The sequence below is a fragment of the Bacillus sp. NPDC094077 genome (genome assembly GCF_050279465.1).
In the GTDB taxonomy this organism is placed as follows: Bacteria; Bacillota; Bacilli; order Bacillales; family Bacillaceae_G; genus Bacillus_A.
The window spans coordinates 207,385-216,566 of sequence record NZ_JBNNUF010000009.1 but is presented as its reverse complement, the minus strand read 5'-3'; the positions used below and the strand labels follow the sequence as shown (position 1 = coordinate 216,566).

The following is a 9,182-nucleotide window of genomic DNA, read 5'->3' as shown; positions in this document are numbered from 1 at the left end:
GCAGAGAGGTCACACCCGTTCCCATACCGAACACGGAAGTTAAGCTCTCTAGCGCCGATGGTAGTTGGGACCTTGTCCCTGTGAGAGTAGGACGTCGCCAAGCAAAAACCTAAGTCGATTCGACTTAGGTTTTTTTGTGTTTATTTTTTATTTACCAACTGTTATAATCCATAAATTTAATAGTCCTAAGAGGAAAAAGGAATGAGATAGAGGCTATTTAAAATCATGGCAATGAGTTTTTGCTTTCCTGATTTTCCGAAGACTGCGAAAGTAATGCTTAAAATAGGACACATTATTTCTATAAATATTCAATCATTACAGCAATTACTGCAATAGAGAAAAATAAATATGATAGCATATTAAAATTCTTCATAATCAGCCCCTTATAAATTAAACCATTATAATAGCAGTTTTATTTCTATTTAGAACTTGGCAATGTATATAGTTTGATTTGAGTTTACTGGAGTATTATATAAATAAACTATACGTAAAATAGATCTCTAGAAATATATATTCTAATTTCCTTTCCTTCTTGCATATAGTTGCAATTCTTCTTTTGAATATAACTAAAACACGAACGTTATTGACAACTAACAAAAAAACATTCGATTATTTGTTGACATTGTTTATGAAATATTGTTAATATAGCCATAGAAACAATATTATATAAGACCTCATATAATCGCGGGGATATGGCCTGCAAGTCTCTACCTAACGACCGTTATTCGTTAGACTATGAGGGAAAGTCACTCGGTATTTTTCTATTCACAAGGGATACGTATGCCTGAGTAGAGCGCTTTCTCTCATAGTAAAAGAGAAAATGTTCTATTTCAGGCTTTTTTTATTTGAATCGGGGGGATTCTAATATGAAATCACTAGTTGGAGTCATAATGGGAAGTACGTCAGACTGGGAAACAATGAAATATGCTTGTGACATTTTAGATGAATTAAATATACCGTATGAGAAAAAAGTTGTATCCGCTCATCGGACTCCGGATTATATGTTTGAATATGCAGAGACGGCTCGTGAACGTGGATTGAAAGTTATTATTGCTGGAGCTGGTGGAGCAGCGCATTTACCAGGAATGGTTGCAGCGAAGACAAATCTTCCTGTAATTGGCGTTCCAGTTCAATCAAAAGCGTTAAACGGATTAGATTCATTATTATCCATCGTCCAAATGCCAGGAGGGGTTCCAGTTGCAACTGTTGCAATTGGTAAAGCTGGTTCAACAAATGCTGGATTACTTGCCGCACAAATACTTGGATCATTCCATGATGATATACATGATGCATTAGAATTGAGACGAGAAGCGATTGAAAAAGATGTGCGTGAAGGTAGTGAACTAGTATGACGAGAATCATTTTACCTGGAAAAACAATCGGCATTATTGGAGGCGGCCAGCTTGGAAGAATGATGGCATTGGCAGCTAAGGAGATGGGATATAAAATTGCTGTTTTAGATCCTACAAAGCATTCACCATGTGCACAAGTTGCTGATGTTGAAATTGTTGCACCATATGACGATTTAAAGGCAATTCAGCATTTAGCAGAGATAAGTGATGTTGTCACATATGAATTTGAGAATATTGATTATAGATGTTTACAATGGCTTGAAAAATATGCTTACTTACCACAAGGTAGTCAGTTGTTAAATAAAACGCAAAATCGTTTTACAGAAAAGAATGCAATTGAAAAAGCTGGGTTACCGGTAGCAACGTATAGATTGGTTCAAAATCAAGAGCAGCTTACTGAAGCGATTGCTGAGTTATCATATCCTTCCGTCTTAAAAACGACAACAGGTGGATATGATGGGAAAGGGCAAGTTGTTTTAAGAAGTGAAGCTGATGTTGAGAAGGCACGAAATCTTGCGGATGAAGCAGAGTGCATTCTAGAAAAATGGGTGCCTTTTGAAAAAGAAGTATCAGTTATTGTAATTCGTAGTGTAAGTGGTGAAACGAAAGTGTTTCCAGTAGCAGAAAATATTCATGTAAACAATATTTTACATGAATCTATCGTTCCAGCTCGCATTACAGAAGATCTTTCTCAAAAAGCAATTGCTTATGCAAAGGTACTTGCGGATGAATTAGAACTTGTGGGAACACTAGCGGTAGAGATGTTTGCTACAGCTAATGGTGAGATTTACATTAACGAATTAGCACCAAGACCTCACAATTCAGGACATTATACACTGGATGCATGCGAAACGAGTCAATTTGGTCAACATATTCGAGCAATCTGTAATTTACCTCTTGGAGAAACAAATTTGTTAAAACCAGTTGTCATGGTAAACATTTTAGGCGAACATATAGAAGGGGTCCTAAGACAAGTGAATAGATTAACCGGGTGCTATTTACACTTGTATGGAAAAGAAGAAGCAAAAGCGCAGCGAAAAATGGGGCATGTTAATATTTTAAATGATAATATTGAAGTCGCTCTAGAAAAAGCGAAGAGTTTGCATATTTGGGACCATCAAGAACAACTGTTGGAGGGAAAAAGATGATTAATCGTTATACACGCCCTGAAATGGGTGCGATTTGGACGGAAGAGAACAAATTTAAAGCGTGGTTAGAAGTTGAGATTTTAGCTTGTGAAGCATGGGCTGAGCTTGGCGATATTCCAAAAGAAGATGTTAAAAAAATTCGTGAGCATGCATCATTTGATATTGATCGTATTTATGAAATTGAAAAAGAGACACGTCATGACGTAGTTGCATTCACTCGTGCTGTATCAGAAACACCAGCACTAGGTGAGGAACGTAAATGGGTTCATTACGGTTTAACATCTACAGACGTAGTAGATACAGCATTATCTTACATCTTAAAACAAGCGAATGAAATCTTATTAAAAGACTTAGAAAACTTTGTAAGCATTTTAGCTAACAAAGCAAAAGAGCATAAATACACGATCATGATGGGAAGAACACACGGTGTTCATGCAGAACCAACGACATTTGGTTTAAAACTTGGTCTTTGGTATGAAGAAATGAAACGTAACGTAGAGCGTTTCAAACAAGCTGCTAATACAGTTCGTGTTGGTAAATTATCTGGTGCGGTTGGTACATACGCGAATATTGATCCATTCGTTGAAAAATTTGTTTGTGAAAACTTAGGATTAGAAGCAGCACCAATTTCTACACAAACATTGCAACGTGATCGCCATGCACATTACATGTCAACACTTGCACTAATTGCAACATCTATTGAAAAGATGGCGGTTGAGATTCGTGGTTTACAAAAGAGTGAAACACGTGAAGTTGAAGAGGCTTTCGCAAAAGGTCAAAAAGGTTCTTCTGCAATGCCGCATAAACGTAATCCAATTGGATCTGAAAATATGACTGGTTTAGCTCGTGTTATCCGTGGCTATATGATGACGGCTTACGAGAATGTTCCATTATGGCATGAGCGCGACATCTCTCACTCTTCAGCAGAACGCGTAATTTTACCAGATGCTACAATCGCGTTAAATTACATGTTAAATCGCTTTGGTAATATCGTTAAAAACTTAACTGTATACCCAGAGAATATGAAACGTAATATGACAAGAACATACGGTTTAATTTATTCTCAGCGCGTAATGCTTACATTAATCGACAAAGGTATGGTACGTGAAGAAGCTTATGATATCGTACAGCCTAAAGCGATGGAAGCTTGGGAAACACAAGTACAATTTAAAGAGCTTGTAGAAGCTGATGAGCGTATTACGAGCAAATTAACGCAAGAAGAAATTAATGAATGCTTCAATTATGAGCATCATATGCAACACGTTGATACAATCTTTGAACGCCTTGGATTAAACGAAGCGTAAAATTTCATATGGCACAGAATAGAGTCATTCTGTGCCATTCTTTATAAAAATATTATTCACATTTTTCAAACTACAGGGGGCTTGCGAAATGCAAAAGCTAGAATTGCTGTATGAAGGTAAGGCAAAAAGAATTTATCGTACAGAATCAGCAGATATGGTTTGGGTAGAGTACAAAGATAGTGCGACTGCTTTCAATGGGGAGAAAAAAGAGACGATTACAGGAAAAGGTCGTTTGAACAATGAAATTACAACTTTATTGTTCAGAAAGTTACAAGAAGTAGGAATTAAAACACATTTTATTGAGAAGTTATCTGAGACAGAGCAGCTTGTTAAAAAAGTGAGTATTATTCCTTTAGAAGTTGTCACAAGAAATGTAATTGCAGGAAGCCTTTCAAAACGTTTAGGAATGGAAGAGGGAACTGTACTTGCAGAACCAATCGTAGAATTTTACTTCAAAGATGATGATTTAGGAGATCCGCTTGTAACGGAAGATCATATTCGTGTATTAAACGTTGCATCACCAGAGCAAGTAAGCGTATTACGAGATATGGCTCTACAAATCAATCAAGTGTTGATTGATCATTTCGCAAGCTGTCGTGTAAGATTAGTAGATTTTAAATTAGAGTTTGGTGTAACGGAAGAAGGAGAAATCATTTTAGCGGATGAAATTTCACCAGATACTTGCCGTTTATGGGATGAAACGAGCAATGAAAAGTTTGATAAAGACGTATTCCGTCGCGATCTTGGAAATTTAACAGAAGCTTATGAAGAGATTTTAAAACGTTTAGGGGGAATTTCACATGTATAAAGTTAAGGTATATGTAACGTTAAGAGAAAGCGTATTAGATCCACAAGGAACAGCAGTAAAAGGGGCACTTCATAGTCTTTCATTTACAGAAGTACAAGATGTTCGAATCGGAAAGTACATGGAACTAACAATTGATAAATCTGTATCTGACCTTGACGCAAAGGTAAAGGAAATGTGTGAAAAACTATTAGCGAACGTTGTAATGGAAGACTTCCGTTATGAAGTTGAGGAGGTTGTCGCACAGTGAAATTTGCCGTAATAGTATTTCCGGGTTCGAACTGTGATGTCGATATGTTCCATGCAATTAAAGATGAGCTTGGCGAAGAAGTAGATTACGTTTGGCACGATACAGAGAATTTAGACGAATATGATGCAATTTTACTACCAGGTGGATTCTCTTACGGTGACTATTTACGTTGTGGTGCTATTTCTCGTTTTGCTAACGCAATGAAAGCAGTGCAAAAAGCTGCTGAGCAAGGAAAGCCGATTTTAGGTGTATGTAATGGATTCCAGATTCTTGTTGAATCAGGATTACTACCAGGAGCATTAATGAGAAACGAAAACTTAAAATTTATGTGCCGCACTGTTCAGTTACGTGTTGAAAATAATGAAACGATGTTTACATCACAATATGAAAAAGATGAAGTAATCAATATTCCAATTGCACATGGTGAAGGGAATTACTATTGTGACGAAGCGACCCTTAAACAATTAGAAGAGAATAATCAAATCGCATTCCGTTACGTAGAAAATCCGAACGGTAGCGTTTCAGATATTGCTGGTATTGTAAATGAAAAAGGAAATGTACTTGGTATGATGCCACACCCAGAGCGTGCTGTAGATGAATTACTTGGCGGTGCTGAAGGGTTAAAAGTCTTTCAATCTATCTTAAAACAGTGGAGGGAAACATATGTCGTTAATGCTTGAACCAAATCCAACACAAATTAAAGAAGAGCGTATATATGCGGAAATGGGGCTAACAGACGAAGAGTTTGCCATGGTTGAAAAGATTTTAGGCCGTTTGCCGAATTATACAGAAACAGGATTATTCTCTGTAATGTGGTCTGAACATTGTAGTTATAAAAATTCAAAACCAGTTCTTCGCAAGTTCCCAACGACAGGTGAGCGTGTCCTGCAAGGGCCTGGAGAAGGCGCTGGAATTGTAGATATCGGTGATAATCAAGCGGTTGTATTTAAAATGGAAAGTCATAACCATCCTTCTGCAATTGAGCCATATCAAGGAGCAGCAACAGGCGTTGGTGGTATTATTCGTGACGTATTCTCTATGGGAGCACGTCCAGTAGCACTATTAAACTCACTTCGCTTCGGTGAATTACAATCACCACGTGTGAAATATTTATTTGAAGAAGTAGTAGCAGGAATTGCAGGATACGGTAACTGCATCGGTATTCCTACTGTTGGTGGAGAAGTACAGTTTGATCCATGTTATGAAGGGAATCCACTTGTAAATGCAATGTGTGTAGGCCTAATTAATCATGAAGATATTAAAAAAGGGCAAGCACACGGTGCTGGTAATACAGTAATGTACGTAGGAGCATCAACTGGTCGTGATGGTATTCACGGTGCAACATTCGCATCTGAAGAGCTATCTGAAAGTTCAGAAGCGAAGCGTCCAGCGGTTCAAGTAGGGGATCCATTTATGGAAAAACTTCTTATTGAAGCGTGTTTAGAATTGATTCAGTCTGATGCACTTGTTGGAATTCAAGATATGGGAGCTGCTGGTTTAACATCATCTTCTGCAGAAATGGCAAGTAAAGCAGGTATGGGTATTGAAATGTACTTAGATGATGTACCACAGCGTGAAACTGGAATGACTCCATATGAAATGATGTTATCTGAATCACAAGAGCGTATGCTAATTGTTGTGAAAAAAGGTAGAGAGCAAGAAATAGTAGATTTATTTGAGAAGTATGGTCTTGCAGCAGTTACGATGGGGAAAGTAACGGAAGACAAAATGCTTCGCTTATTCCATAAAGGTGAAATGGTAGCTGAAGTACCAGCAGATGCTCTTGCAGAAGAAGCGCCAATTTATCATAAACCATCAAAAGAAGCAGCATACTTTGCTGAATTCCAGCAGATGAAAATGGAAACACCAAAAGTAGAAAATTATAAAGAAACTTTATTCGCTTTATTGCAGCAACCAACGATTGCAAGTAAAGAGTGGGTATATGATCAATATGATTATCAAGTACGCACAAGCACAGTTGTTACACCAGGTTCAGATGCAGCGGTTGTACGTGTACGCGGTACAGAAAAAGCATTAGCAATGACGACAGATTGTAACTCTCGCTACATTTATTTAGATCCAGAAGTGGGCGGTAAAATTGCAGTAGCGGAGGCAGCACGTAATATCGTATGTTCTGGCGGGGAGCCACTTGCAATTACAGATTGCTTAAACTTTGGTAACCCAGAAAAACCAGAAATCTTCTGGCAAATTGAAAAATCAGTAGACGGTATGAGTGAAGCTTGTCGTACATTACAAACGCCAGTTATCGGCGGAAACGTATCGATGTATAACGAGCGTAGCGGTGAAGCTGTATATCCAACACCAACTGTTGGAATGGTCGGTCTTGTACATGATTTAAAACATGTAACAACACAAGAATTTAAGCAAGCTGGCGATTTAGTTTATGTAATCGGCGAGACGAAAGCTGAGTTCGGTGGAAGTGAATTACAGAAAATGATCCACGGTAAAATTTTCGGTCAATCACCAAGCATCGATCTAGATGTAGAGTTAAAACGTCAAAAACAAGTATTAGAAGCAATTCAAGCTGGCCTTGTACAATCTGCACATGATGTTGCTGAAGGTGGTTTAGCAATTGCAATTACTGAAAGTGCAATTGGTGCTAACGGTTTAGGTGCTACTGTAAAACTAGACGGAGAAGCAACGGCGGCATTATTTGCGGAATCACAATCTCGCTTCGTTATAACTGTAAAACGTGAAAATAAAGAAGTATTCGAGAAAGCGGTTGAAGCAATTCAAGTTGGAGAAGTTACAAATACAAATGAAGTAACAATTCATAATGAAGAAAATGAAGTATTACTTACAGCGAATGTAGATGAAATGAGAAAGGCTTGGAAAGGGGCAATCCCATGCTTGCTGAAATAAAGGGGTTAAATGAAGAATGTGGCGTTTTTGGAATTTGGGGGCATGAAAATGCAGCACAAGTTTCGTACTATGGATTGCACAGTTTGCAGCACCGTGGCCAAGAGGGCGCAGGCATTGTTGTAAATAATGGGGAAAAAATCATCGGTCACAAGGGGTTAGGTTTAATATCAGAAGTGTTTTCAAGAGGTGAGCTAGAAGGATTAAACGGAAGATCAGCAATTGGACACGTACGATATGCGACAGCAGGTGGAAGTGAAGTTGCTAACGTTCAACCATTATTATTCCGTTTTTCTGATCATAGTATGGCGCTAGCTCATAACGGAAATTTAATTAATGCAAAAATGCTTCGTCGTGAATTAGAGGCAGAGGGAAGTATTTTTCAAACAAGTTCAGATACAGAAGTACTTTTACACCTTATTAAACGTAGTACGAAAGATTCTTTAATTGAAAGTGTAAAAGAGGCTCTAAATAAAGTGAAAGGTGCGTTTGCATATCTTTTACTAACTGGAAATGAAATGATCGTTGCGCTAGATCCGAATGGATTCCGTCCTCTTTCAATTGGAAAGATGGGGGATGCTTACGTTGTAGCATCAGAAACATGTGCTTTTGATGTAGTAGGTGCAACATACATTCGTGATGTAGAACCTGGTGAATTACTTATCATTAATGATGAAGGAATTCACGTAGATCGTTTTACAAATGATGTAGAACATGCAATTTGTAGTATGGAATACATTTACTTTGCACGTCCAGATTCTAATATTGCCGGTGTTAACGTTCATGCAGCACGTAAAAGCATGGGAAAACGTTTAGCGGCAGAAGCTCCTATTGAAGCTGATGTTGTGACTGGTGTGCCAGACTCTAGTATTTCAGCAGCAATCGGTTATGCTGAGGCGACAGGTATTCCGTATGAGTTAGGGTTAATTAAAAATCGTTACGTTGGACGTACATTTATTCAACCTTCTCAAGAACTGCGCGAGCAAGGGGTAAAGATGAAGCTTTCCGCAGTAAGAGGGGTAGTTGAAGGGAAACGAGTTGTTATGATTGATGACTCTATCGTAAGAGGGACGACAAGTAAACGAATTGTTCGTATGCTTCGTGAGGCTGGAGCGACAGAAGTTCATGTGAGAATTGCTTCACCACCTCTGAAGTATCCATGTTTCTATGGCATTGATATTCAAACGAGAAAAGAATTAATTGCAGCAAATCATACAGTAGAGGAAATTCGCGAAATAATCGGTGCGGATTCATTAACATTTTTAAGTGAAGATGGATTAGTAGATGCAATTGGACGTCCATATGATGGGAAATATGGCGGCCTATGTATGGCTTACTTTAATGGGGATTATCCAACAGCTCTTTATGATTATGAGCAAGAGCTTTTAGAAAGTATAAAATAAGAAGAAAAAAGCTTCTACTTCTTTTGATGTAGAAGCTAGC

Annotated in this window: 8 protein-coding genes, 1 rRNA gene, 1 pseudogene and 1 riboswitch; of the genes and pseudogenes, 9 read left to right on the top strand and 1 reads right to left on the bottom strand. The window is 38.0% G+C overall.

Features of this window, described 5'->3' with window-relative positions:
* A 5S ribosomal RNA gene (gene rrf, locus ACQKNR_RS20940) occupies positions 1 to 103 on the top strand; the annotation flags it as partial.
* 44 nt (positions 104 to 147) lie between these two features.
* Here rrf and ACQKNR_RS20935 read toward each other — a convergent pair.
* A pseudogene (locus tag ACQKNR_RS20935) lies at positions 148 to 373 on the bottom strand (hypothetical protein).
* Positions 374 to 654: 281 nt separating this feature from the next.
* Positions 655 to 756: riboswitch (purine riboswitch) on the top strand.
* A 110-nt stretch (positions 757 to 866) separates the two neighbouring features.
* Here ACQKNR_RS20935 and purE point away from each other — a divergent pair.
* From purE to purF, 8 genes are all read left to right on the top strand, one after another.
* Entirely contained in the window at positions 867 to 1,352 is a 486-nt protein-coding gene (gene purE / locus ACQKNR_RS20930) for a 5-(carboxyamino)imidazole ribonucleotide mutase (RefSeq protein ID WP_000839367.1), read from the top strand.
* The gene (gene purK, locus ACQKNR_RS20925; protein ID WP_427320231.1) at positions 1,349 to 2,500 is read left to right on the top strand and encodes a 5-(carboxyamino)imidazole ribonucleotide synthase; all 1,152 of its coding nucleotides are present in this window, start codon (positions 1,349 to 1,351) and stop codon (positions 2,498 to 2,500) included. Before purE ends, purK begins: the two co-directional genes overlap by 4 nt.
* On the top strand, positions 2,497 to 3,804 hold the full coding sequence (gene purB, locus ACQKNR_RS20920; RefSeq protein ID WP_427320229.1) for an adenylosuccinate lyase: 1,308 nt from the start codon (positions 2,497 to 2,499) through the stop codon (positions 3,802 to 3,804). The genes purK and purB overlap by 4 nt, the downstream gene beginning before the upstream one ends.
* 88 nt (positions 3,805 to 3,892) lie before the next feature.
* Complete coding sequence (gene purC / locus ACQKNR_RS20915) at positions 3,893 to 4,612, top strand: phosphoribosylaminoimidazolesuccinocarboxamide synthase (protein WP_427320227.1); 720 nt, start codon at positions 3,893 to 3,895, stop codon at positions 4,610 to 4,612.
* Complete coding sequence (gene purS, locus ACQKNR_RS20910; protein ID WP_000278820.1) at positions 4,605 to 4,859, top strand: phosphoribosylformylglycinamidine synthase subunit PurS; 255 nt, start codon at positions 4,605 to 4,607, stop codon at positions 4,857 to 4,859. Before purC ends, purS begins: the two co-directional genes overlap by 8 nt.
* Positions 4,856 to 5,539 carry a phosphoribosylformylglycinamidine synthase subunit PurQ gene (gene purQ / locus ACQKNR_RS20905; RefSeq protein WP_002159503.1) on the top strand — a complete coding sequence of 228 codons (684 nt, stop codon included), beginning with the start codon at positions 4,856 to 4,858 and terminating at the stop codon, positions 5,537 to 5,539. The genes purS and purQ overlap by 4 nt, the downstream gene beginning before the upstream one ends.
* Complete coding sequence (gene purL, locus ACQKNR_RS20900; protein WP_427320225.1) at positions 5,523 to 7,742, top strand: phosphoribosylformylglycinamidine synthase II; 2,220 nt, start codon at positions 5,523 to 5,525, stop codon at positions 7,740 to 7,742. Before purQ ends, purL begins: the two co-directional genes overlap by 17 nt.
* The gene (gene purF / locus ACQKNR_RS20895) at positions 7,727 to 9,142 is read left to right on the top strand and encodes an amidophosphoribosyltransferase (RefSeq protein ID WP_427320223.1); all 1,416 of its coding nucleotides are present in this window, start codon (positions 7,727 to 7,729) and stop codon (positions 9,140 to 9,142) included. Before purL ends, purF begins: the two co-directional genes overlap by 16 nt.
* Positions 9,143 to 9,182 lie beyond the last annotated feature (40 nt).